This window comes from Firmicutes bacterium HGW-Firmicutes-1, assembly GCA_002841625.1.
Lineage (GTDB): Bacteria > Bacillota > Clostridia > Lachnospirales > Vallitaleaceae > HGW-1.
In genome coordinates this window covers 262,885-287,453 of sequence record PHAG01000009.1, presented here as the reverse complement: position 1 = coordinate 287,453, position 24,569 = coordinate 262,885, and the positions used below count along the sequence as shown (strand labels likewise).

The window sequence follows — 24,569 nt, the reverse complement described above, 5'->3', positions numbered from 1 at the left end:
ATTGATTTCTACAAACATAGCAATCAAAAAAAACGCCGTCATTTATGATACGGTTCAACATATCATAAACTCTAAACAAAGCTTCTCAGTTTAGATAGCACTTATAATAAGGCTCAACTTCCCATTATTGCTATACCAAGTTTGTCCATCGTAACATAATGGAAAGTTATTTAAAGCAATTCTGTTGGCAATGTTTCTCGTTTAGCTATACGCCTACTACTAATTCTGAACAAAGATTCATCTCTTTTATCCACGTCATACCCTACTATCCAGCGTTTTTTTACGAATATATCCAGTATTCTTTGGTTTGTATCTGTAATAGGAATAGCAGGCCGTTTTCCGTTGAAAGCACTAATCAAATCCGTGTAATTCAGAATTGAAAGACATTCTTTGCATTCAGATTCTGAAAAATCATCTACAGTCATTGCAAAAAGTTGTGATTTGACATCTGTATTGACTGAAGACATTCTAAGTAACTGTTTGCATAATAGAAATGGTACAAAAAAATTATTTTGGATAATTTCATCAAGGTTTTGCATTGCTATATCATTTACAATGAATTGTAGTTTTTCGGCAAAAGATGGATATGCCTTAAGTAGTTTTGGAATATCATTAGAATCTAGATTATTCTGTAAAATATATGCTTTAACTTCTACTGAGCAGGAATTTAACATTGCGGATATTGGGTCGACAGTATTTACCAAAATAGATAATTTGTATTTGTCATCAATATCAGTTTCTAAAATTTCTAGCATTTCATTGAAATCAAATGTTTCTTCTGAGATAACGACTTCTGTATACTCTTGAATATTGTGCTTAATAAAATCTATTATCTTATGTTGGTAGTGCCCTCTCATAAATAATAATACTTCTGGAATCATGGTAACAATTCCCTGGTCTATCAGCACATCCATTTTAGCATCGGATATGCCATCTATATTAAATGATTTAATATGCCTATTTAAAGAATTTAAGATGCTTGCATAAGTTTTAATATTCAGCTCCTCGCTCCTCACTACCTCATAAAAGAACTTTGCCCCATTTCCTTTTTCGAATTCACTATCTATTTCATCATAGTAAAAGTTAAAACTGTTCCCTTTGCTATTGATGAAATCTGCTAAAGACTTATCAAGGCCGCTACCACTCCGGCAGAAATATTGCAGAACATTACTTTCGGAGTATACGATCAATCTGCAATCAAGTAGTTGAGGCCAAAAAGAGATATCATCAATATCTTGTAGATTACTTAAAGGAGTGTTGAGCTTGTCAATATAATCGCTTTTTAGTGATGATTCTAAATCAGTATCATTAAGAAGTTCCTGAACCGCTACTTCCGAATCTGAAATCTTTCCCTCACAATGTTCTAAAATCACACTGACATACTCATTCAGATTTGTTTGTATATATCTTACAAGTGGCTCATCAGGTTTACGGAGAACTAGCGTATAATTCTTTTGTTTTAATTCGCTTTCTTCCGAACAACCATATACTTTGCTTAACATGAGACATACCAAATTAAAACCAATAACATAGAAATCATTTGCGTATACATCTTGGAACAGTTCTTTGTTAGATTTTTCGTAGTCAATATCCAAAAACTTAACGTCTAACAAGCGAAATACCTCTATTAGGCACTCACTATCCGGTTCCTCAATATCTAGAAAATCACTGTGAGAAGCTATAAAATCTGAAAGTGCATTCTCTGAGTTCATTCGTTCCAAATCAGATGTGGTAGTATGATAAATACTTTGTAATGCGTAATTCTTTTTTTGTTCTTCTGTAAAGTTGCTTTCTGAAAGAATAGAGTAAAAAGCTTCTGTCCACACATTATTCAGAACTTTTACGAAGGGTGCTATACGTTTTCCGGACTCAAAATATAAACTAACAAACTTATAATTCTTACCTTCTTTAATCTGCACGAGCATATTATACAACTTATTTTTGTTAATATCAGTTTGATGCTCAAGCAAGTAAGCCGACAGATCAAAATTAAGAATTTCTTCTTTTTCAAAGTTATGTACACTTAAATGTGTAAGTACTATCTCTGGATTTTTAAGCTGATAAGTATAATCCTTTGCATCTTGATCGGTGACACTTCGCAAAAAAATCTTATCAATGCGGCTTAAACTGTGTTCGTAAAAATATGTCATGTAATCCGGGTATGTTTCATCAATATATCCATTTCTAATGAGGTATTTTATCAGAGCAAAATAATCGCTTCCTTTGATTTCATTAAAGCTTGATTCCTCTCCGATTTCGTTTGTATAAGTTACAGTGAAAATTTGTTCCACATTCTCCTTATTGATAATCTCATGAAGTTTCTTATTTTGAAGTGCTATGATGTCACTTTCTGTTTTGGAGATTTGCCCTTTCAGGTTATTTAGCCTTTCATCACTTCTATTGTTTAGATTGCTTATTCTTTGATCTCTTTCTGCAATTAAGATGTTTATTTGTGTATTATTATTATTATAGTAATTAACTCGTTGCAGTTCTTGAATCTTTGGGTTGATAAGCTCATTTACTTCATCTACGTATTTTAAATGCTCATTTTCAGCAGCTTCTATTATACTGTTAATCGTGTCAATTTTTACTCTCAACCGTGCAATCTCATCATTTATGAACTCATCTTTTTTACTAAATAGCGTATTAACAAATCCGCTATTTAATTGAAGATCACTAAAATCTCTCGGGAAGATGTTCTTGTAAATAATTATTGCTAACAGCTTATTGGGGTCTTGTTCAGTAGTGCTTATGCGATTGTGATAAACCAAGAATTCATTGTAAATGTTTTTTAAAATTCTCATATCGTCAATGTACAATGATATTTCTTGTAAAAAGTGCTCGTTAAACAAATCGAAAATAATGCCTTTCTTAAAGTGGGCAATAAATTGATCGTACGAGTTTGAACCGTCCAAAACAGGAACAACAGGCATAATAAAGTCGAAGAACTTTGTGCGCTCTTTAGAAATAAATATATCATCCCTCATGAGATAGAAGAACCGTAAAGGTTTCTCAGTGCTCTTCTTTCGGCTATTAACTAACGTGTTAATTTCCCTAAGACGCTGGAAAATTTGGTTGGTATTATACCTATCCATATCTTCAAACACAATAACATCCCTATCTGAGTTTTCAAAGAGATACAAGACTTCGTTAAGATACTTATCAAAAAATGATTCTTCACTTTGCTCGAAGATTTCTATAGTGTTTCCTTGTACGCTGATTCCCTTAAACAGGTTTCTATTAAATTGCTCTTTAATAACTGAAAATATCAAATAAAAAAGGATCATGACACAAGCGATACCTGCTAACAGTGCCGTTAGTGGTGCTGTAGTAAAACTAAAAACTTTACCAACTACTGCTGGAGTGAGTGTTCCAATGAATTTGCCCCATCTACTAAAATTCAATATATATATTAACAAAAGTGAAAATGACGAAATCAAAGCTGTTACCAGCCATAGTTTTGGGGAGGACAGCTGACGTTTTACTCTAAAGTTAGTCTGAGGTATTTTCGCAGGTTCTATTTGATGTATTAGTTGATTTAAGATTTTTCCTTCAAGAACATTCTCATTTTGATTATCTGCTTGATAAGCATCAGCAGATGATGGTTGAAAATTTGCAAGTGAAATATGCATAAATTTTATATCAGGCCGTAGTGTTTTATAAGTTTCAATAACACTGCTTTTACCAGCACTGTATGCACCAGATATTCCAACATTTTTTATGTCGGGATTGTCAAACACATAATTTAATGCATCATTGTAAATGCCCATGTCAGCTTTATTTATTGGTGTCAATTTTTGAAAATTATGTTTATTATCCATGGCTTGTCATCCCTCTCTACTTCCCATTATTGCTATAGTCAAGCTTTATATCAGACAATGTAAATTTCGCATTATAGACATAATTACTTATACCTTCAAACAACACAAAAAACCCCCGAACCAGCAATTAAATAATCTGTAATTTGCCAATTACAAACTTTCAAAAGCTCACCGAGGGTAACTTTACAATCAATATATAATTATAAAATAATAGTTCTCTAATAAGTCATATTCTCAAGCTGTCACTACCCTCTCCCATGCCTTACTTACCGATATCTATTAAAAGTATATTACATTTTCTTACAAGTCACAAGCCTTACTTTTAATTTTCGACTTCTTTTTCATAAAATAATAATCCGTTAATACAGAACTTTAAAAACTCAGTTTATATTATATATTTAATTTCATTACTATCAAATAAACGATTAATTTCATGTGCAAAAAACTCTTTAATATCTTTCATATCCTCGTTTTTATATATATATTTACCATATCCAAACTGACCATGCTTATACTTTCTATCTTCTTCATTCATAGGTAAAGTTGTTTCTGGAAATACTTCAAGAATTCTATTTTTAGCTGTAGTTGTATACCTATGGGAAATGATTTCAAATGTAATAGGGAATTTTAACATTTTAGGTATTTTATCTTTAAGAATCTCTAGCAATTGATGATAATCTTTCTGCCATTCAGGATAAATAAATACTGGTGCTATCAAAAACCCTACGGGATATCCCGATTGCATCATTTTTATACTAGCCTCTATCCTTTTATCTCTAGATGCAGTGCCTTGTTCGTACTGTTTGATAATGGTATCCGTATTGATGCTAAATCTAATTTCTGTATGACCATTATGTTTTAAATCTAATAAACCATCTACATCATTATACTTAGTAACAAACCTAAATCTTGTATACTCATGATTGCCAAAAAATTCAATTGCCCTTTGCAAACTATGTGTGTATGGTTCTAATGGAATAGGGTCTGATGTAGCAGCTCCTTCAAAAATTGTGATATCAGGTATACGTTCCTCAGTATATTCTCTAGCTTGATTTAGGATATCTTCAATATTAACATGAACTTTTATATAAGGCCTATCGCCTAATCTAGTGTTCAAATAACAATACTGACACATACCCATACATCCTGAAACTAAAGGTAGCTGATAGTGGGCGGACGGCTTACAGGATTGAAATTTCATTCCCTTCTTTACCCCTACCACCAATGTTTTTTTACCATTTACATATTGTTCTTTTAATTCATCACCAGGAATTAAATTTTTTACCCTGTTACTTGAAACTACTGTTTGTTCAATATTAGCATTGCTATTAAAATAATTTTTTATTTCTTGTCCTATGGGATAATTTAATGCATCTTTTTCAAAAATGATTCTTTCTGGTTTAAACACTATCATTCACTTCCTTTTGAGTACTATTATGTCACTATTAGGATAAATTTATTTTCTTCATTTATAAAATAAATAATTTATAGTTGACCAATGATGAAAGATTTCCAAGTGAACTTGAACTCAAGTAAAAATTGCAAGTTCTAAAACAAAAGACCTCCTTTGATCTTATATAAAATATCAAAGGAGGTTGTTTATGTTTGATCCCTACCAGTAATCGTAACTTAACGAAAGTGTATAATTGTTATAACGCTTTATTTAAAATATATTCCAATTCTTCATAGGTCAATTGAATTGGGTTTCCTTTCATACTACTTGCACCCATTGATTTTTCAATAATGGCTGGAAATTCATTTTGAGTCATTCCAAATGTTGACAATCCCGGCACTTTAAGATGATTGCATAGTTCTTGAATCCAAATAACTCCTTCAGCAGCTTTTGCATTGCTATTGCCTGTTAATATTTGAGCTACCTCATCAAAACGTTTTAGCGCTTCACTACTAGAGTCGCGCTCTTTGAGGGCCTTAACATTTGTTTCAATCACATGAGGTAATAATGTTGCACATACTACGCCATGAGGTATCGGATACATACCACCAATTACTCCTGCAAACCCATGAACAGCACCTAGTTTTGCGTTTGCAAGGGCCAATCCACCAAAGAGACTTGCTATTGCCATATCTTCTCTTGCAATGATATCGTCTCCTTGATCAAATGCTCTTTTTAAAGACTTGGCTGCTCGAGACATTCCCTCACGACAAAATGCATCTGTAATTGGATTTGCAGCATTCGATACAAAGGGTTCCAATACTTGTGTTAATGCATCTAGACCCGTACTCGCGGTTACTGCTGGCGGGACACTCTTTGTTAATTCTGGATCAATCAGTACCAATTCAGGCAACATAAATGGACTACGTAAACTTACTTTTATTTTCTTCTCATTTGAACTTAATACCGAGTTTTTGGTAACTTCTGCTCCTGTACCTGATGTGGTTGGTATAGCAATACATGGTGCAGAGGGCATTAAGAGTGAACGTCCTTCTCCGATAATTTCTAAATATTCAAGGACTTCTCCTGGATTCTTTAGCATAGCAGCAATGATTTTCCCACTATCCATCGCGCTTCCACCACCGAAGCCAATTACCATATCACATTTTTCATTCCTTGCTTGGTCTAAGCCAGCTTTTATTCCTTCAACAGAGGGTTCCCCCTGAACAAATAACACAATCGTATCTAACCCTTCTTCTTTCAAATAACCAACTACCTTATCTGTATCTTCAGTTGACATTCCAGAGGTAAGTAATACTTTGTTTCCCATATTTTTTGCTAATTTACCAATTTGGTTAATTGCACCTCTTTCAAAAAGAATCCTATTTGCAGTCATAAATTCAAATTTCATTTTTCATAATCTCCTTTTAAAAAAGGCAGGAAACTGATTTCCTACCTTTTTGAATATTATTCGTTTAATTCGTCCCAGTCAATATCGGTACTATCAATTTCAAGTTCATTCGTATTCGTCTTAAAAGTTTCTACCCAATAAGGTTGTTTTGGAAGGTCTACAGATGGTTCTGCGAATTCAAGTACATCTCCATACTCTTCACTTTTAATAATGAGTCCGTTTAAGGCCCACCACTCTTGGTCAGTTAGTCTTGTATCACTAACAAACTCATAGAAAGAGTAAACCGAACCTCTTGATAAATATAACTTTCCTTCTACAGGTACCACTACATATATTTCATCAAAGAAACCTGTACCCATAGAAAGATTTCCATTTCCTATTGTAGCGACATCCGTAACCAACATACCACTTTTTTCAGCTGGAGGTATATCCTCTCCCTTAGGAATTGATCCTACATAAAATCCATTTGAAATGCTTTCTAAGGTACCACCATACCATAAAAGCTTATCTTTTTCTTCTTTTGTCAAAGGCTCATTGTTAAGCTCTTTCACTGAACAGTTGACAAGAAGTTCAAGGATTGTTATATATTCCTTAGAGCTTTTTAATAAATCCTCATTCAATAAGCCTCTAGCTTCTAGATTGGCTGTTGAATATTGCATCAGCCATAATAGCTTTGAATATAATTCTACATTTGGTTCAACATAATGTTGATCGGCATAATCAATTGGCCCGCCCATTTCAGCAGCGGCTTGTTTTCCGTAGAGTACTGTATCATGCTTCAGTTCTGTATAACTACCAAGTGCAGTATTCAGGGACTTATTGCTCCAAGCTTCATTCATCATAAAATAAGGCATGTTTGACGTTTCATCATATTCCTTAAGTGAAGCTTTTATTGTCCATAACCACCCATTGTATAAATTACTTTGCCATATACTATCTTCGTATTTACTTATTTCATTTTTAATCTCATTATAATTCGTTTCGTATTTTGGCCATTGCTCTTGGGGTTTCATATCTTCAAAAAGCATTTTTTCTGCCTGTAAGCTACCCATCGTTCCCATTACATCCAGTCCTGTAGGTACAGGTCTTAATATCGGTTCCATTAGCTCCTGTAAAATATAACTATCTAAAACGTATCGTTGCCCCATAAATCTAAACTGTTTTCCTTTAGCAGTATCCTGCTGTGTAATTTTAGAATTAATTTTAGGATTTCTTAACTTTCTTATTTCTTCAAAAAGAGCTCCATAATACTGTTTATCTGCAAAGGCATTGATTTCTGGGTTTTCGCCAAATACTTTAATCAACACATCCTTAAGATCAAAAAAATTCAAATCATCTGATAAGCCTACATAAAAACCTGTTGGTTCATATATTGAATTCCATAGTTTTGCAGTATTATCCTGATCCCCATCAACAAAAACAGAGTAGGTCATTAAAATAGCTTTTTGAGCGTTTTCAACATCCAGGCCTTTTCCTTCATTTACCATTAAAGGCATTGATGCAAAACCATACCACATCATTGTCTTAAAAAAGCGTTCATATTCTGCACTTTTTGTATAATGGCCTCTTACTCTAAACTGGGAGTAGTCTAAATCCTTGTCAAATAAAGGTGATCTTACGTAACCTTCTGCTTCTTGAATTAGATTATATTCTTTTTTTGCAATTTCAACGATTGCACTATCATACTCTTTAGATACATAGGAATTGCCCGCTAAAAGCATCTTAGCTACTAAGAAAAAGACTATATTTTCTTTCGTTAAATCTGTTAGCTCTGTGTCCGTTACGGCTTCATTCACCTTGATTGATTTTTTCAACATGCTATCAGTTAATAGTTTTAAGTCATCGGCAAGAAACTCACCTTCTATATAAGCTAAGGATTTGTCATAAAACTGATGATACATATGAAGAACAGAATCTGTTGTAACAAAATTTGGAATATGCAAATATTCATTTGCATCATACGTATAATGTAACTTTGTATTGTTACTTGGCAAAACTACAAACCCATTATCAACTAACATATTAATCTGCTCTTGTGAAAATCCAGAAAACATGTCAATATTTTCAATATTAGATAGGTCACTTTCTATTGTATATGGCAACACCTTTGCCTCATAGGCTACTGGTATATATGGCACCTCAATATTTTTATACTCGGCTAAGTTAGCCCAAGTGACTGCAATCAATGGTTCCTCTACTGGTTCTATGTATTTATCCTTACAGCCTGCTAAAACAAAGCTTAAACACAAAATCAAACATAATAATCTTTTCATTATTCCCTCCTTAATCGGTTGTGTCAACCATTTTTCCTTTTATGATTGAACCTATTTTTTTATTTTTTATCCCTTTATGATTATACGTTATTTCTAACAAATTTGTTCCCATTGGTTTCACATCATATAGATCATCATAACCTTTGCTTTCTGCCAACAAGCTAAATCCAAAATCAAACCAGTAATAAACTAATATTCTTTCCTTACCTCCTTCTTCTAAATCTATTACAATTAGTTCGTCTCCTTGACGATTTAGCAATTCTATAAACTCAAACTGCAGCAGTTCATTTCCTAATTTTGAGCCAGTCCATTTTTTATATAATTTTTTACCATCCCAATTGAAAATAAACATTCTATTACCTTCATTTTGGTCATAATGTGTTTTCTTATGAACGCCTATAACAATTTCGATTTCACCATCACCCTCAAGATCTGTACAATCAATTTTCCAAGGTTTCATTTTTGAAAAGTCATTTTCATATATTTTTATCAATTGGATTTTTTGATCAACATCTCTAATTTGATAGATTGCTATTGTCTTTCCATAAATTGCATCTTGTCCATCTCCTAAGATGGCATATAAATTTGTGTCTATTATTTCATAATCAATTACCTTACACCCCTTATCTAAATGAGGCTCTAAAGCGGTTACTATTTTGTCAGATGGCTCTTCTATAATAACTATTAAAGTCAAAATGACAATTACCACAAAAAAAAACTTACTCATATGATTAATAACATCACCCACTTATACTTCATACCCCTATTATACCACTATTTTTTTAACATCTATACTATTAGTATTTTTTTAAGTGAAATTTGCATTCATACATTAATTCTTTTCATTGACAACTAACCTTCAAAAGAGATAAACTGAGTACTAGATTACTTACAATGTAGGAGAAAACATATGGAACAAAGTACATGGTATTTAGAATTAATAGATAAAATTGAAGCCGTAACCAACGGATTCAGTGAAAAAGAAACTAAAAAGTATCAAATTAATTGGTTAAAAAAACTATTGGTTAAGGTTGATTTATTTCAATCATCTTGTACCGAATGTTGTGAGCTAAAGACTGAAGTTGAAACCCTCTTAACTGAACTTTCGTTCATCAAAACCCAATCTAATCATGATACTACCCAATATTTTAAAATCATGGATACGATCTATAAGCATTTAAAAACACGACATAAAATAGTTGAGATAAGACATTATGTTAATTTCGGCGTAATTATTGGTGTCGTACTTGGCATTATTGTTTCAATCACCTTAAAAAACTACATTCCTGGTGCATTAAAATATGGCATGTACGTTAGTGTTCTTGCAGGTTTTGTGATAGGTCTTTACCTTGATAAAAAAGCAGTTACTGAAAATCGCGTTATATAAAAGCGTGTTACTCAAGCTTTTTTAATCCAGGTGAGTTTACCATTCTCATAGGAAGTCTCTATTTTACCCTCGTCATATAAATAGGATAAGTAAGAACGTAATGTACTGGATAACAAAACATATTGGGTCGCATTCAGACTCGTTTGATAATGAAGACATATTCTTTGTAGTATGTCTTCTGTCGTTACTTGTTCATCACAATTCTGATAAACAACATTTGCAATTTCAATGATCTTATTCTTATTCACATCACAAAGAACTGATACATCTTGAATAGGCTCCCCATGACTTGGAACAAATAAATCTACATCGATGGTTTTTAATGCATCGATCGTTTCTAGAGAAGTCCGAATATCCCACAGATAGGTTAGACTATACTTAGTTAAAATATTTTCAGGAAATAAGGAATCCCCCATAAATAAGATGTTATCTGGAGTTTTGATGCCAATCATATCTATTGAATGACCTTTTAAAGGGATAATTTCTAATTTTGTGTGTGTTAGAACAGTTGGCGCTTCAATAATCTGTGTAACATAAGAAGCTTTGGCCATTAAAAACTTATTTTTTAATACCTTATATGGATATCCTCCATATAGTAAAGAGGGTTCTAGCAAAGGTACTTGGATGAAAGCCGCTTCCCCTTTAGAGGCAATCACCTGACACCCTGTTTTTTCGCACAAAAAAGCATTCCCACCAATATGATCAGCATGGGAATGAGTATTAATAATACAGCTTAAAGACCACCCCTGTTCAGCAAGCAGTTTAAGAATTTGTTTTGCTACATCTTTATCTAATCCACTATCAATAATGGTTGCTTCATTGTTTTGAACATATACACCAATATTAGTTGGACTAGGTATATAATAAGTATTCCCTTTGATCGGCATAAGTGATAAGCTAGCCATTTGAACCTCCAAAAATAAATATCAACATAAATATCTGTCATCCAGTTAAATTATATCATACGAGCAATTTAATGGCAAAGACTACTTTATTCATCAATCATCCTATACCCTACACCAACTTCCGTAAGTATATATTTAGGTTCCGCAGGATCTTTTTCTATCTTCCTTCTAATGTTAGCCATAAATACTCTAAGCGACTGCGTATCGTCACCTGAATATGTCCCCCAAACTTCATTTAAAATATACTTATGGGTTAATACTTTACCGGTATGTTTTGCCAACAATACTAATAATTTATATTCTATTGGCGTTAGATGTATATCCTCATCTGATATGAAAACACGTCGTCTTTCATAGTCAATCCTTAATTCACCTATCACAAAAATTTTAGATTCTTCATCTTCAAAAAGAACACTTTGATTTGTGTGCCTAAGAGCAACACGAATGCGTGCTAATAGTTCTGCAACACTAAAAGGCTTTGTTAAGTAGTCATCTGCCCCACTATCAAGAGCTTCTACTTTCTCTCTTTCGTGACCCCGCGCTGATACTACAATAATTGCAGCTTTTGTAAAAGGTCTAACCTTTGCAATTACTTCGATACCATCAATGTCAGGAAGCCCTAAATCCATAATAATAATATCAGGGTTGTGTGATGAAATAAGTGATATTGCTGTCTTACCGTTTTGAGTATCTACACAAGCATACCCTTGAGCCTCAAGTGATACGCAAATAAACTTACAAATTGGTTTGTCGTCCTCTACTACCAAGACCAAAGGTTTATTATTCATAACTTTTACTCCTCACTCTCTAATATAAATCTAAATGTTGCACCTCCAGAGAAATTATTAAATACAGATATTTCTCCACCATGAGCAGTAATGATAGACTTACATATCGCTAACCCAAGACCTGTACCACGCTTCTCTGTATCATTCCCAAGTGCATTAGAATAAAATCTATTAAAGATAACCTCTTTATTTTCTTCTTTAATGCCCTCTCCATCATCCGAGACTTCAAATACCACCTTGTTATTGATTAAATATACCTTAACTTCAATCGTAGATTCATATGGTGTATATTTAATTGCATTATCTATAAGATTAATCAATACTTGTTCAATCAACATACCATCCATAGGAATCAATATCAGATCATCTGGTATATTAATTTTTATAGTATGATTTGTAGATAATTTTTTAATCCGCGAAACAGCTTCACCCACTATTTCCTCTATGGCTTCCATGTTCTTTACAATTTCAATTCTACCATCATCAATTCTTGTTATACTCAATATATTTTCTACCGTATGAATCAGCCAGCTTGTATCCTCATAGATATTTTGTAACAACTCTCTTTTTACTTCACCATCTATAATATGATCATTGTCTAAGATTGTAGAGGTTGCACCTAATATACTTGTTAAAGGTGTTCTTAAATCATGAGAAATTGCACGCAGTAAATTCCCCTTAATTCTCTCCCTCTCTACATCCAGTTTAGATTTTTGTTGTTTTTCCCATAAACGTTCTCTTTCAATTGCAAGAGCTATTTGTGTTGTCACAGTTTCTAATAGCTTAATTTGTTCCTCTGATAAATATTGATGATTAAAACATGCAATACCTACAATTCCTAAAACATTACCATGACCTATGATAGGAAAATAATAAGCAACACAATTTGAAAACACATGCGTACCAGCACCTACTGCTTCTCCTGTTTGAAAAGCTTTCGTGATTGCCATGATTTCATCGTTTGATTTCAGCAACTCTCCTCGTTCATCATTATGGTGGGCATAAATATACGGTTCATAATTTGTATCATCTGGATTAGTAGTAGCGATAAGCACCGTACGACTAAATAATTTCCCAATATCCCTCCCACCTACTTCGGCAATTTGGGTCATTGTTCTTACCTGTAGGAGATTTTTATTAATTTTATACAATAATTGAGTCTTCTGTTCTCTTGAATAGGATAGCATGGCTTCTCTCTTGACTTTTACAGTTAAGGTACTTGTGATCATAGCAGCAATCAGCATAATAGCAAAGGTTACCGGATAATCTGCCCTATGGACATAAAAAGTATAATAAGGTTCTGTAAAAAAGAAATTAAAGGTTAATACGCCAATTACTGAAGCTACAATTCCATAAAAATATCCATCTGTCTGTTTTGCAACAAGCAATACGCCTAAAATGTAGGTAACAATAATGTTGGATTCATGAAATCCAATAAATCTAAAGGCAAAAGACAAGAAAGTGATTCCTAGCATAATACAAATAGTGATCATCAAATTTAGAACCTTTTTGTAATGATCTTTCTTTTGTATACATTCTTCTTCTATAAAAGGAACACCTGCAGATAAATGCTCGAATAATTTCATTTTCATTCAAAATTCACCTCTTTAGATTGCCGTTATGTTTATAACGCCATTATATCATAGAAGAATGTAAAGATTGTATAAAGATTTGCTCATCTTAACATAACATTTACACCATTACTCCTATTCTTCACACCTTGTTCATGTGTTACTTGATATCATCATATTGTAGAAATTAATTTGTTGGAAACGAGGTGATTGGATTGGATAAGGCACAGGAAATCAATGACATGTTGAATGAAATAAACGAAAAAAATGACATGGATGCTACAATCAAAAACTTTAATAAATATCACTATTATATTTTGCAAGCTATTGATTATCTAGAAAACAAATTTTTCCAAGAGGCTGAAAGTAATATTATGAAAGCTATTTCTATAAATTATCATGCTCCTGAAGCACACAATTTATTAGGTGCCCTTTCGGAACTAAATGGAGAATTAGGTTATGCAGGTAGACATTATCTTGCTGCGAACGCACTTGATCCTACTTACCTGCCAGCAATCAGAAATCTAAGAAGGCTGACTACTTATTCCTTTAGGAAAAAACCTATAAAACCTGATTTAGGTAATAACAACACTAATTTTGATATGGATTAGTTTATCAAAAAAGAAAGGTGTGAATCATGTATATTATAGTTATTGGCTGTGGAAGATTAGGAAGTAATTTAGCTAAGGAGTTAACCGATTCAGGACATGACGTCTCAATCATTGATAGAAATGGAGAAAAATTAAACGTTTTAGGAAGTGGTTTTAATGGGCAAAAAATTAAAGGCGTAGAATTTGATAATGACATTCTTATTGAAGCAGGAATTAAACAAGCAGATGCTTTGTTGGCGGTGAATCAGGATGATAACATAAATATTACTGTTGCACTTATTGCTAAAAAAATTTATAAGGTTCCAAATATTATCGCCCGGGTTAATGATCCAAACAAAAAGTATATATATGAAAAACTGGATATTGACACGATTAATCCTGTTCGCTTAGGTGTTAAGATACTTAAAAGCAGATTAACAGTAAAAAGTCTTGATATTGTTGCAGCATTAGATAAAGATTATGAAATTATTGAGCTTACAATACTTAGAGAAAAGCCTTGTTTGGTAAAAGACATAGAAGATAAATACTCCTGTATTATTTCTGGAATTCTTAAAGAGGGCGAAATAATTCTTCCTAAAAAAGATGAACCTTTAAAATATGGCGACAGAATTATATGTACTATAAATAAAAAACACAGAGATAAATTAATATCTTCAATTTCTAAGGAGATGCCAATATGAAATCAATTATTATAGGCGGTGGTAAGGTAGGATACTTCCTGCTCAAAACGCTTAAAGATAGAAATTATCATGTAACAATGATAGAAAGAGATAAAAATACCTGCAGTAGAATTGCAGAAGATATTGAAGCTGATATTATTTGTGGTGATGGCACAGATCTTGATGTATTAATTGATGCAGGTATTGAAGAAGCTGAAATTATAGCAGCAGTTACGGGTAGTGATGAGGAGAATTTGATTATTTGCGAAATATCAAAAATTAATTTTGATATTAATAAAACAATTGCACGTATTAATAACCCTAAAAACACCGTAATGTTTAAAGCTCTTGGCGTTGATAAAACAGTTTGTAGTACTGAGGTTATCGCAAACTTAATTGAATTTGAATTTGACAGAGATAATTTTAAAATTATGCAGACCTTTGAACGGGGTGCAATGTTATTGGTTGAAATATCTATAGAAGAAAGTAGCCCTTGGTGTAATTTTTATATTAGGGACTTGCACCTACCTGTTGAATGCATAATCGTTTCTATACTCCGCAACGAAAAAATCATTTACCCAAGAGGAGATAACCAGATTCTTGAAGATGATAGGGTTTTAATGGTTTCAAACAATGTTGTTTTACAAGAATTAAAGAAACGGTTTCGTAATGGAGGTGTGCATCATGAAAAACAAAAGAAATGAATTTGAAGGAATCTTCCTTGAGATTTTATCTGTTATTTCATTTATATCATTAACCTTCATATTAACCTTCATCATAGTGAGGTGAGCTCTTGAACACAAACAAAATAAGATTTTATAATACAATGGTAATTAGTTATTATTCTGGATATATTGTTCTGGGAACAGCTCTTCTTATGATAATACCGATACTAACCTCTTTGGTTTTTAAAGAATGGAATCCTCTATTTGACTTTGCAATCACTATGGTTATTTCTACTCTTATAGGTATGTCTTTGGTCTTGTTCGGTCAGCGAATACGTGAAAACAAAGCAGCTTTACAATGGAAACATGGTTTTGTAGTTGTCTCCTTTTCATGGATTCTATTAATGGTATTGTGTTCCATTCCATACAGATTAAGCGGACATACCCTTTCATTTCTAGATGCCTGCTTCGATGTAATGAGTGGGTTTACCACAACAGGCTTGGCGCTCACACAAGATTTAGATCATATATCTGTTAGCTTAAATATGTGGCGACATATGCTTACTTTTATTGGAGGCCAAGGAGTCGTAGTACTTGCATTGACATTTTTAGTAAAACAAGTTGGTGGCGCCTATAAGTTCTACGTCGGTGAGGGTAAGGATATTGAGCTTGCTCCAAATGTAAAAGGTACTACAAGGCTCATTTGGAAAATCAGTATGATCTATTTAATTTTTGGAACAATTGTTTTATGGATAAATGGTATGTTAATTGGTTTAAATCCCGTATCAGCATTTTTTCACGGACTATTTATGTTTGTATCTTCCTGGAGCACTGGTGGCTTTTCACCGATGTCTCAGAATATTATGTATTATCATAGCTTTTCCTTTGAAGTGATTACAATTGTATTTTTCATTTTAGGCTCCTTAAATTTCGGTCTTCACTATGCTATATGGCAAGGCAAAAAAAAGGAACTACTTAAAAATATTGAAGTACAAAGCTTCGTTATTACCTCGTTTCTTGCCTGTACCTTTGCTGCCATTGGGTTATCAAAAACCGGGATATATTCTAATGCTATCTCTGCATTTAGAAGAGTTGTATATAATGTATTATCTGCTCATACAACTACTGGATTGGGGTCTATATATGCTCGGCAGTTTGCTAAAGAATGGGGTGGCTTTGGAATTTTAATTATGATAGTAGCTATGCTAATTGGAGGTTCTGCCTGCTCTACTGCTGGAGGTTTTAAAGGACTCAGGGTTGGAATTGTTATAAAAGGCATTGTTGCAGATGTCAAAAGGCTACTATCCCCTGAAAGAAATGTAAAAGCTTATAAGTTTCATCACATAAAGGATCATGTGCTAGACGACAGAATTATAAAAACATCCTCTGTCATTATCATCTGCTATATGATAACTTTTACAATTGGAACAGCTATAGCGGCCTATTATGGATATCCGCTTTTAGATGCTGCGTTTGAAGCAGCATCCGTTACAGGCAATGTTGGTTTCTCTATTGGAATTACCTCACCTTCAATGCCTTCACTCTTAAAAATCTACTATATCATTGCTATGTTTTTAGGAAGACTTGAGTTTCTTTCAGTCTTTGCATTAATCGGTTATTTTATCGGAGGTATCAAGAAGTTATGGGAAAGAAACCAAAAGTATTAATTATATTATTCATTTTCATTACCCTTTTAACAGGGATCGTCAACGGGACATCTTATATAGAAATTAATGAACTTATCGAAAACACAAGAGAGTTAGATGAAAAAGAAGTTACTATTCAAGGAGAAGCAATTGGAGAGGCATTGGAAAGAGGCGATTATGCATGGGTTAATATAAACGATGGTACCAATGCAATAGGCATATGGCTTACAATTGAAGATGCCAATTTAATAAAAACTTATGGGGATTATAAACATAAAGGTGACATCATTAAGATAAAAGGGATATTTAGTAGAGCCTGTATAGAACACGGGGGAGACATAGATGTTCATAATATTAGCCTTGAGATTATAGAAGAAGGCTATGAAATGAAAGAAACAGTTACACAAACAAAAATCGTTACCGCAGTGACCTTAAATATCATTGCAGTAATCGTTGCATACTTTTTTTATAGAATAATGAAAAAGCCTATAGAGGTTTAAGAGGAGCGTATCTAATCTCCTCTCTCTCTATTCGTGATCAGTCTTCATAAAATCCTCTAGAGCTTCTTTCCATTCAGGCATTGTATAAACACTTTTTGTGTTTTGAAGAGCTGAATTGTGAGGCCTTATTGCTAATCTATTCAGTTCTTCTGAAGAAATCGGAAGAAGAAATGTCTCTTTATTTCCGCTCATCTTAAGTATTGAATTGGCAAAATCATACCATGAACAGACGCCTACATTTGATGCATGATAAATACCATAACCATTGACTTCGATGAGTTGAAAAATGACCTTACACAAATCTTTGACATAAGTTGGGCAACCCATTTGGTCATTCACCACTTTGATTTCTAAGCTAGTCTCTGCCATCTCAAGGATGGTTTTTACAAAATTTTTGCCACTAGGACCATACAACCAAGAAGTCCTTAAAATAAAATATTTATCCAATAGAACTTTAACTGTTTCCTCCCCTATTAATTTTGTTAAACCATACCAATTAACTGGATTCGGTACATCTTCTTCTGTATAAGGCTCTTTTTTTTTACCATCAAAAACATAATCTGTACTCATATAAATCATAACTGAATCCCATTTTTTGCAAGCCAATGCTATGTTTTCTGTTCCGTCACAATTAACCTCAAAGGCAATACGCTTATTGACTTCGCTCTCATCAACATTCGTATAGGCTGCAGTATGAATCACAAAATGTGGTTTTATAGCCTTAAACACTTGAAAAACTTCTTGCTTATTTACAACATTTAGTTGCTTTTTATTAAAAGAGAAAACATCATAAAGGACACTCTGTACGGCTAGCGTTGAACCTAGTTGCCCTCCTGCCCCAGTGATTAATACTTTTTTCATTAAATAACCTCTATATGTGCTGTTCGGATGTAGAATAGCTAGACATTGAATCATCATCCTTCATTATACAGTATATGAGTTAATACAAATCCCAATGAATCTACTGTGATAAGCTAGTCATATATATCCTTTGAATTCTCCATTTATTTGTATCTTTAGCTATTGCATTGCTTCTTGGATAACAGCTACTCTTTTTTCCATCTGCATATTAAAATCAAATAATTTTTTTGATTTCAATTGGCCTAGCATAGATAACTTATACAATTTCTGTGGTGAAGTGTAATAGTATTTAACCTGATTAACAATTGTATTCACATCTCTTTGTACAATTATGATATCTTGATGATGCTTAAACGATATATTTTGATGCAACTCATCTGTACAGCATAAACCAACACCATTCAATGTTGCATCAATACAGCAACCTGTTGGAAAACCATCGAAATTTTTTCCTTTAACCAATACAAACGGAACATTTGGTGAAATAATCATATCCATACTTGAATAAAACTTTTGAAAAAAATCCGAGTTTTGTAACCCATAGAACGTAATTTTGTCTCGAATCTGGCTAACATCAATATCTCCATTGCTATAATTCCCCACAACATGAAATCTAATGTCTGGGATATCAACTGCAAGCTTTTTACATACTTCAATAAAAACATCATACCCTTTATCGATTCCTCTAGGCATATATTTATGTGAAACAAAACAAATATCAAAGTTAGGCTTATCCTTCTTGTAATATTTCTTAGGTATTGTTTCATTAAAATACTGTGGATGTGTTACCATCCCATAGATCATCTCTACTTGATCCTTTGTAACAAAACCATTTTCTATAATATAATCATAGGTTCTTTTTTGGGTAACTATAACTTTCCTAAAATATGGAGATTTAAATGCATACACGAGTTTATTATTTACAACTGGATCATTTAACCAAAATCCCCCTCCGGGATATAGTGTAAAAACAAATGGCGTATGCGTAGCATTAATAAATTTTAGATAATTCATGATACCATTTATAAAAACCGTGTAAATTAAAGCGTAATCTCTTCTTGAACTGTCAAAGCTTGCAATTGGTTTAATCTTCTCTGTATATTGAGGATAGACTTTGGAATATTCATCAATATATTTTTCATATACGTTGGAATACATCTCACAGTTAGGAAATTTATCTAGATAATGATTGTATTCTGATACCCTAAAGCCTGTCTTAAGATAGGGAAATAAATCATCCAAGATAATTAACTTTTTTTCAAGTACATTACTCATAACAGACCCTCCAATTATTATATTTTTTTACATATTCTATTCGAGAACTTCTTATGTCAAATAATAAAATCCCACTGTTTAACTTTATTATGGGATTTTACCATGGAATGAGTGCTATAAGGTTTCGACATTTTCTCTATTTTGCACATCATGCATCGCATTTCTTAAATCAAAGATCATAACTGCATTACTTTGAATATAATCATAATCAAAAAGACTATGTTTTGTTGCAATAACAACAAGGTTAGCTTCTTTCAAATTTTTTTCATTAAGTTCTGTATTTATATATACAATACCTGCATCCTGACATTCAGATATGTAAGGATCATGATAGGTAACCAGAACCCCTTGTCTTTTTAAAATATCCATAATCTTTAAAACTGGACTTTCTCTGTAATCATCAATATCCTCCTTATAAGCAACTCCTAAGATCAAGATTTTCGAACCTCTTAAAGACATACTAAAGCTATTTAGTATTTTCGAAATCCTCTCCACTATATATTCGGGCATATAATTATTAATTTCGCTGGAGGTTTCTATCAGTTTTGTGTGGTAGTTGAACTCTCTTGCCTTATAGGTCAGATAATGTGGATCCAGTGGTATACAGTGACCCCCAATACCTGGCCCAGGGTAAAAGGCTTCAAATCCATATGGTTTGGTTTTAGCTGCATCTATGACCTCCCAAATATTAATTTGCATCCTGTTACAGATAATTGCCATTTCATTTATTAATCCAATATTGATATTTCTATAGACGTTTTCTAACAGCTTTTCCATTTCTGCAACGGCTGGTGATGAAACTTCATAAATATCACTAGCTAAAATTTGTTGGTATAAAGTTTTCGCTAATTTGGTACTGTCCTGACCAACACCACCCACTACTTTTGGAGTGTTTTGAGTATGATAATTTTTGTTTCCAGGGTCTACCCTTTCTGGAGAAAACGCCAAGTAAAAATCTTCTTCACATTTTAGACCCGATATTTTCTCTAAAATAGGTTTTACCAATTCTTCGGTAGTACCCGGATAAGTAGTACTTTCAAGAATAATTAGCATACCTTTATGTAAATGTTGTCCAACACATTCAACTGATTGTCTTATATAACTGATATTGGGTTGCAGATGTTCATCTAGTGGTGTTGGAACACATATTACAACACAATCCAACTCATTTATGAAAGCAAAATCAGTTGTTGCCTTTAAGCGCCCATCCTCAACTACTTTTTTTAGGTCTTCATCTATAATGTCACTAATATAGTTACATCCAGCATTCACCTTATTCACTTTTTCCTTTTGTATATCTATGCCTATTGTTTTATAACCTGCTTTGGCATTTTCAACCGCAAGCGGAAGACCTACATAGCCTAGCCCTACAACACCAACCACTGCTACCTTTTCGATTATTTTCTTTAGTAATACTTCCTTTAAATCTATTGAAATCTCAGGTATATTCATTTTATTCCCTCTTTATTGATTATTAAAAGCAACTATATTTGTTAAGAACATTTTATACAAGTCAGTATTATGTCAATTATTTTATCAACATCTTTCAGTTCAAGTGCCTCATATATGGGTAAACATAAAATTCTTGATGCGATATCATTTGATATCGGATTATCGGAAGGTTCAACATATGGTAACCTGTCGAGTGATGGATAAAAATATCTTCTTGGTATAACTTGATGATCATTAAGACTATGAACCACTTTATTTAAATCTTCTTCTGTGTTAAAAACAACCGGAAAATATCCATAATTCATATTGCAAAATTCGTTATGCTTTTGCAGCCTTACATGTGGACAATTATTTAAGTGATTCTTGTAATGCTCAAAGATTTTTTTCCTCTTTTCATTGATTCTATCAATATCTTCTAGCACGCAAAGTCCCATTGCAGCTTGAAATTCATTCATTTTACCATTAATTCCTAATCCATCTATTTCCTCATAAGCTTTAATACCAAAATTAATCATCAGTTTAACCTTTTCATATAAGGAATCATTATTTATAATAAGCGCTCCACCTTCTATAGTATGAAATAGTTTTGTAGCGTGAAAGCTAAGAATGGAAATGTCTCCATAATTTAAAATACTATTATCCTTATAATTGATACCAAACGCATGCGCACCATCATAAACTACTCTAAGATTATGTTTTTTTGATAATTCATCTATTGCCTCCACATTACAACCATTACCAAAAACATGTGTTGGAACAATACAACTGGTTTTATCCGTTATTTTACTTTCAATTTTTTCTGGATCAATATTAAAGGTATCACTATCTATATCCGCAAATATCGGTGTTAATCCCTCCCAAACCAAGCTACTCGTAGTTGCAACAAATGAAAAAGGTGTGGTTATTACTTCACCAGAAAGCGCTAAGGCCTTATAAGCTATTTGAAGTGCTAATGTTCCATTTGCAACCAATAGTATATTTCTTACGCCTAAATGTTTACTTAATTTTATCTCTAACTCTCTTACAAATTCTCCATTGTTCGTTAACCATGCTTTATCATATATTTTCTGTATGTACTCCTTATATCTCTCAATCTCTGGTAAATAAGTCTTTGTAACATTTATCATAAATATTTATCACCTTTCCATCGTTCCTTTATGACTTTACAGGGTGTCCCAAAAGCTAAAACATAGGACGGTAGGTTGTCAATTACTGTAGATCCAGCCCCCACAACAGTATGTTCTCCTATGTGTATGTTGTGGATAATATTAGTCCCAATCCCTATAGCCGTATAATTTTGTATAATGACCCTTCCACCTGTTGATGAGTTAGGTGCAATAGATGTAAAATCACCCACATTACAATCATGATCAATCGAAGACAGTGTATTTATGATACATCCCTTTCCTATCGTTGTATCACTATTCACTACTGCACCTGCCATAATTACTGTTCCTTCACCAATCCTTACAAGTCTTCCAATCGTAGCATTGGGGTGAATACAGGTTATAAATTGAAAATTGGGTGCTATTTTATCGATTGTTTGGCTCATCTCAAATCTGATCCAATTATCACCTATCGCAACGATACCTCCGTAAACTTTGTTTAAAATGGAATAATCTTTGCTATTACCAATTATTCGATAATCAAAGTACCTATCGTTTATCTCTTTATAGGGGTCTATTAATCCGATTAAATTGTATAGCTTTTGTTTTTCAATGATATCAATCACTACCTTTGCATGTCCACCAGAGCCAAAAACCACTATATCTTCCATATATCTATACCTTCTTTTTAAACTTAAATCTTTTATTTTCTTGCCGTTAATTCAAAAAAGTTGTTCGGTGTAAACTCATAACAATAGGATAAAATATCTCTAGTTTTTTTATACTGAAGCAAGTTTGCAAGCTTAATTAAGCCGATGCTCCTACACACATTTCCACATACTGGATTATTAAGTAATAAAAATGCCTGTTCACATAGCAATTCTTCATGTAAGGTAGCTTTCTTGTTGATTAAATTATCCTCAAAGCCTTCTTCGAAAATTTCATCACTCATATTATCAAAGAAAGAATTGTAAATGAGGTACAATTCATGTTTTCCTCTTGTTACATTTTCATTGGTATTCATACTTGCATTAGAACCATGCCTTCGATGAACAACCATAGTTTCTTGTAGTATATGAATTGGAAATTGTTTGATTAATCTAACCCACATATCAAAATCTGGCAATTGGCGCAAATAATATCTATATAAGCCTACATCTTCGTAAACCTTTTTTTTAATCAATATACTTGGATGACAGAGGCAATTTGCTTTATAGAAAAATTGCTGTAACCACTTTCCTTGACTTCGGTTTTGGTGTTTTAATTTATCTGCAAATTCTATATCATTACCCATTTTATTTTCATCAATAATATCTGCCCAAGTAAAGCATGCACCTAACTCAGGATGATCCTGCATTATTTTATATTGCTTTTCTAGCTTTCCATGCAACCAATAGTCGTCTGAATTTAGTAAAGCAATCGTGTCCCCCCTTGACTGATTAATCAAGGATTCTAACATAGCTACTGCTCCCAAATTTCTTTCAGTATAAAAAGTTTTTATCCTGGGATCCTTGTATTTCTCAATAATTTCTCTTGATTTATCTTTTGAACAATCATCTGCAATTAATAGTTCAAAGTCCCCAAACGTTTGATTTAAAACGCTCTCAATTGCTTGGGCAATATATTTTTCATGATTATAGGATGGTATAATAACACTTATTTTTGGTATATTAATTTCGTATCACCCTTTCATTTCTCCTTATTTGGTAGACTAGGCTATTTCTTGAAATCACTACATGCCAGAGACATATGAAGCATCGATCTATCATTTAAAAGAGTATCCTTATAAATCTTAAAACCTACCTTATGATAAGAAGCGATCGCACGAGAATTATCTGTAAAAACTTCTAGTCGGATAGTTTTAAGCTTATATGTCTCAAATGCAAAATTGCAAAGCATTTTTGTTGCTTCCATGCCATAACCCTTACCTAAAGCCTGCTGAACACCTATGAATATTCTACCTAGTTCTGCTTCTTTTTTGTCCAAATCAATATGATATAAAGAAAGCATTCCAATCGGTTGATTTATACCCTGGATTTCCTCTATTACAAAATTCAATTCATCCTTCTTTTTCAAATACTCATGAAACCATTTTTGTTGACCTTCTATTGTAATTTCTTTGGCATCAATAAACCACTTTCGTATATCCCTTTGATTTCTCCATAACCTAATTTTTTCTAAGTCCTTTTCTAGAAGTGGTCTTAAGTTGATCTTCTCACCCCAAATCTTATACTGATGTTCCATT

General features: G+C 32.8%; 21 protein-coding genes. 6 read left to right on the top strand and 15 right to left on the bottom strand.

Features of this window, described 5'->3' with window-relative positions:
• Positions 1-170 precede the first annotated feature (170 nt).
• The 5 genes from CVU84_12290 to CVU84_12270 all read right to left on the bottom strand — a co-directional run bounded on the left by CVU84_12290 (position 171) and on the right by CVU84_12270 (position 9,646).
• Positions 171-3,821, bottom strand: a complete 3,651-nt coding sequence (locus tag CVU84_12290) for a hypothetical protein (protein ID PKM94234.1) — start codon at positions 3,819-3,821, stop codon at positions 171-173.
• 385 nt (positions 3,822-4,206) lie between these two features.
• Entirely contained in the window at positions 4,207-5,229 is a 1,023-nt protein-coding gene (splB, locus tag CVU84_12285) for a spore photoproduct lyase (protein ID PKM94233.1), read from the bottom strand.
• Positions 5,230-5,470: 241 nt separating this feature from the next.
• Entirely contained in the window at positions 5,471-6,625 is a 1,155-nt protein-coding gene (locus tag CVU84_12280; protein ID PKM94232.1) for an alcohol dehydrogenase, read from the bottom strand.
• Positions 6,626-6,681: 56 nt separating this feature from the next.
• Positions 6,682-8,898, bottom strand: a complete 2,217-nt coding sequence (locus CVU84_12275) for a hypothetical protein (GenBank protein PKM94231.1) — start codon at positions 8,896-8,898, stop codon at positions 6,682-6,684.
• 10 nt (positions 8,899-8,908) lie between these two features.
• A complete protein-coding gene (locus CVU84_12270; GenBank protein ID PKM94230.1) occupies positions 8,909-9,646 on the bottom strand; it encodes a hypothetical protein in 738 nt (245 codons plus the stop codon).
• A 162-nt stretch (positions 9,647-9,808) separates the two neighbouring features.
• Between CVU84_12270 and CVU84_12265 the strand changes: the two genes are divergently transcribed.
• Entirely contained in the window at positions 9,809-10,285 is a 477-nt protein-coding gene (locus CVU84_12265; GenBank protein PKM94229.1) for a hypothetical protein, read from the top strand.
• An 11-nt stretch (positions 10,286-10,296) separates the two neighbouring features.
• Here CVU84_12265 and CVU84_12260 read toward each other — a convergent pair whose 3' ends face one another.
• The 3 genes from CVU84_12260 to CVU84_12250 all read right to left on the bottom strand — a co-directional run bounded on the left by CVU84_12260 (position 10,297) and on the right by CVU84_12250 (position 13,564).
• A complete protein-coding gene (locus CVU84_12260) occupies positions 10,297-11,190 on the bottom strand; it encodes an MBL fold metallo-hydrolase (protein PKM94228.1) in 894 nt (297 codons plus the stop codon).
• An 86-nt stretch (positions 11,191-11,276) separates the two neighbouring features.
• A complete protein-coding gene (locus CVU84_12255) occupies positions 11,277-11,978 on the bottom strand; it encodes a DNA-binding response regulator (protein PKM94227.1) in 702 nt (233 codons plus the stop codon).
• Between the two features lie 5 nt (positions 11,979-11,983).
• Positions 11,984-13,564, bottom strand: a complete 1,581-nt coding sequence (locus CVU84_12250) for a histidine kinase (GenBank protein ID PKM94336.1) — start codon at positions 13,562-13,564, stop codon at positions 11,984-11,986.
• Positions 13,565-13,764: 200 nt separating this feature from the next.
• Between CVU84_12250 and CVU84_12245 the strand changes: the two genes are divergently transcribed.
• The 5 genes from CVU84_12245 (at position 13,765) to CVU84_12225 (ending at position 17,630) form a co-directional block, all read left to right on the top strand.
• Complete coding sequence (locus CVU84_12245; protein ID PKM94226.1) at positions 13,765-14,160, top strand: hypothetical protein; 396 nt, start codon at positions 13,765-13,767, stop codon at positions 14,158-14,160.
• 26 nt (positions 14,161-14,186) lie between these two features.
• On the top strand, positions 14,187-14,840 hold the full coding sequence (locus CVU84_12240; protein ID PKM94225.1) for a hypothetical protein: 654 nt from the start codon (positions 14,187-14,189) through the stop codon (positions 14,838-14,840).
• Positions 14,837-15,523 (top strand): potassium transporter TrkA, encoded by a 687-nt coding sequence (locus CVU84_12235; protein PKM94224.1) that lies wholly within the window; start codon positions 14,837-14,839, stop codon positions 15,521-15,523. The genes CVU84_12240 and CVU84_12235 overlap by 4 nt, the downstream gene beginning before the upstream one ends.
• An 89-nt stretch (positions 15,524-15,612) precedes the next feature.
• Positions 15,613-17,151: a cation transporter gene (locus CVU84_12230; protein ID PKM94223.1), complete on the top strand. Its 1,539-nt coding sequence runs from the start codon at positions 15,613-15,615 to the stop codon at positions 17,149-17,151.
• Positions 17,127-17,630 carry a DNA-binding protein gene (locus CVU84_12225; protein PKM94222.1) on the top strand — a complete coding sequence of 168 codons (504 nt, stop codon included), beginning with the start codon at positions 17,127-17,129 and terminating at the stop codon, positions 17,628-17,630. The genes CVU84_12230 and CVU84_12225 overlap by 25 nt, the downstream gene beginning before the upstream one ends.
• Before the next feature lie 27 nt (positions 17,631-17,657).
• On the opposite strand, the gene rfbD is transcribed toward CVU84_12225, so the two are convergent.
• The 7 genes from rfbD to CVU84_12190 all read right to left on the bottom strand — a co-directional run bounded on the left by rfbD (position 17,658) and on the right by CVU84_12190 (position 24,568).
• Complete coding sequence (gene rfbD / locus CVU84_12220) at positions 17,658-18,548, bottom strand: dTDP-4-dehydrorhamnose reductase (protein PKM94221.1); 891 nt, start codon at positions 18,546-18,548, stop codon at positions 17,658-17,660.
• A gap of 102 nt (positions 18,549-18,650) precedes the next feature.
• Positions 18,651-19,766: an LPS biosynthesis protein RfbU gene (locus CVU84_12215; protein ID PKM94220.1), complete on the bottom strand. Its 1,116-nt coding sequence runs from the start codon at positions 19,764-19,766 to the stop codon at positions 18,651-18,653.
• 114 nt (positions 19,767-19,880) lie between these two features.
• Positions 19,881-21,218, bottom strand: coding sequence for a UDP-N-acetyl-D-glucosamine dehydrogenase (locus CVU84_12210; GenBank protein ID PKM94219.1), 1,338 nt, complete (start codon positions 21,216-21,218; stop codon positions 19,881-19,883).
• Between the two features lie 41 nt (positions 21,219-21,259).
• Positions 21,260-22,345 (bottom strand): aminotransferase DegT, encoded by a 1,086-nt coding sequence (locus CVU84_12205; protein PKM94218.1) that lies wholly within the window; start codon positions 22,343-22,345, stop codon positions 21,260-21,262.
• Positions 22,342-22,995, bottom strand: coding sequence for a transferase (locus tag CVU84_12200; GenBank protein PKM94217.1), 654 nt, complete (start codon positions 22,993-22,995; stop codon positions 22,342-22,344). Before CVU84_12200 ends, CVU84_12205 begins: the two co-directional genes overlap by 4 nt.
• 32 nt (positions 22,996-23,027) lie before the next feature.
• Positions 23,028-23,999, bottom strand: a complete 972-nt coding sequence (locus CVU84_12195; protein ID PKM94216.1) for a glycosyl transferase — start codon at positions 23,997-23,999, stop codon at positions 23,028-23,030.
• 41 nt (positions 24,000-24,040) lie between these two features.
• On the bottom strand, positions 24,041-24,568 hold the full coding sequence (locus CVU84_12190; protein ID PKM94215.1) for a hypothetical protein: 528 nt from the start codon (positions 24,566-24,568) through the stop codon (positions 24,041-24,043).
• Position 24,569 lies beyond the last annotated feature (1 nt).

Bases quoted from the DNA above. Each gene is read 5' to 3' on its own strand.
- CVU84_12290 (PKM94234.1), bottom strand. From the start codon at position 3,821: ATGGATAATAAACATAATTTTCAAAAATTGACACCAATAAATAAAGCT.
- CVU84_12280 (PKM94232.1), bottom strand. From the start codon at position 6,625: ATGAAATTTGAATTTATGACTGCAAATAGGATTCTTTTTGAAAGAGGT.
- CVU84_12275 (PKM94231.1), bottom strand. From the start codon at position 8,898: ATGAAAAGATTATTATGTTTGATTTTGTGTTTAAGCTTTGTTTTAGCA.
- CVU84_12265 (PKM94229.1), top strand. From the start codon at position 9,809: ATGGAACAAAGTACATGGTATTTAGAATTAATAGATAAAATTGAAGCC.
- CVU84_12260 (PKM94228.1), bottom strand. From the start codon at position 11,190: ATGGCTAGCTTATCACTTATGCCGATCAAAGGGAATACTTATTATATA.
- CVU84_12255 (PKM94227.1), bottom strand. From the start codon at position 11,978: ATGAATAATAAACCTTTGGTCTTGGTAGTAGAGGACGACAAACCAATT.
- CVU84_12250 (PKM94336.1), bottom strand. From the start codon at position 13,564: ATGAAATTATTCGAGCATTTATCTGCAGGTGTTCCTTTTATAGAAGAA.
- CVU84_12240 (PKM94225.1), top strand. From the start codon at position 14,187: ATGTATATTATAGTTATTGGCTGTGGAAGATTAGGAAGTAATTTAGCT.
- CVU84_12235 (PKM94224.1), top strand. From the start codon at position 14,837: ATGAAATCAATTATTATAGGCGGTGGTAAGGTAGGATACTTCCTGCTC.
- CVU84_12225 (PKM94222.1), top strand. From the start codon at position 17,127: ATGGGAAAGAAACCAAAAGTATTAATTATATTATTCATTTTCATTACC.
- rfbD (PKM94221.1), bottom strand. From the start codon at position 18,548: ATGATGATTCAATGTCTAGCTATTCTACATCCGAACAGCACATATAGA.
- CVU84_12215 (PKM94220.1), bottom strand. From the start codon at position 19,766: ATGAGTAATGTACTTGAAAAAAAGTTAATTATCTTGGATGATTTATTT.
- CVU84_12210 (PKM94219.1), bottom strand. From the start codon at position 21,218: ATGAATATACCTGAGATTTCAATAGATTTAAAGGAAGTATTACTAAAG.
- CVU84_12205 (PKM94218.1), bottom strand. From the start codon at position 22,345: ATGATAAATGTTACAAAGACTTATTTACCAGAGATTGAGAGATATAAG.
- CVU84_12200 (PKM94217.1), bottom strand. From the start codon at position 22,995: ATGGAAGATATAGTGGTTTTTGGCTCTGGTGGACATGCAAAGGTAGTG.
- CVU84_12190 (PKM94215.1), bottom strand. From the start codon at position 24,568: ATGGAACATCAGTATAAGATTTGGGGTGAGAAGATCAACTTAAGACCA.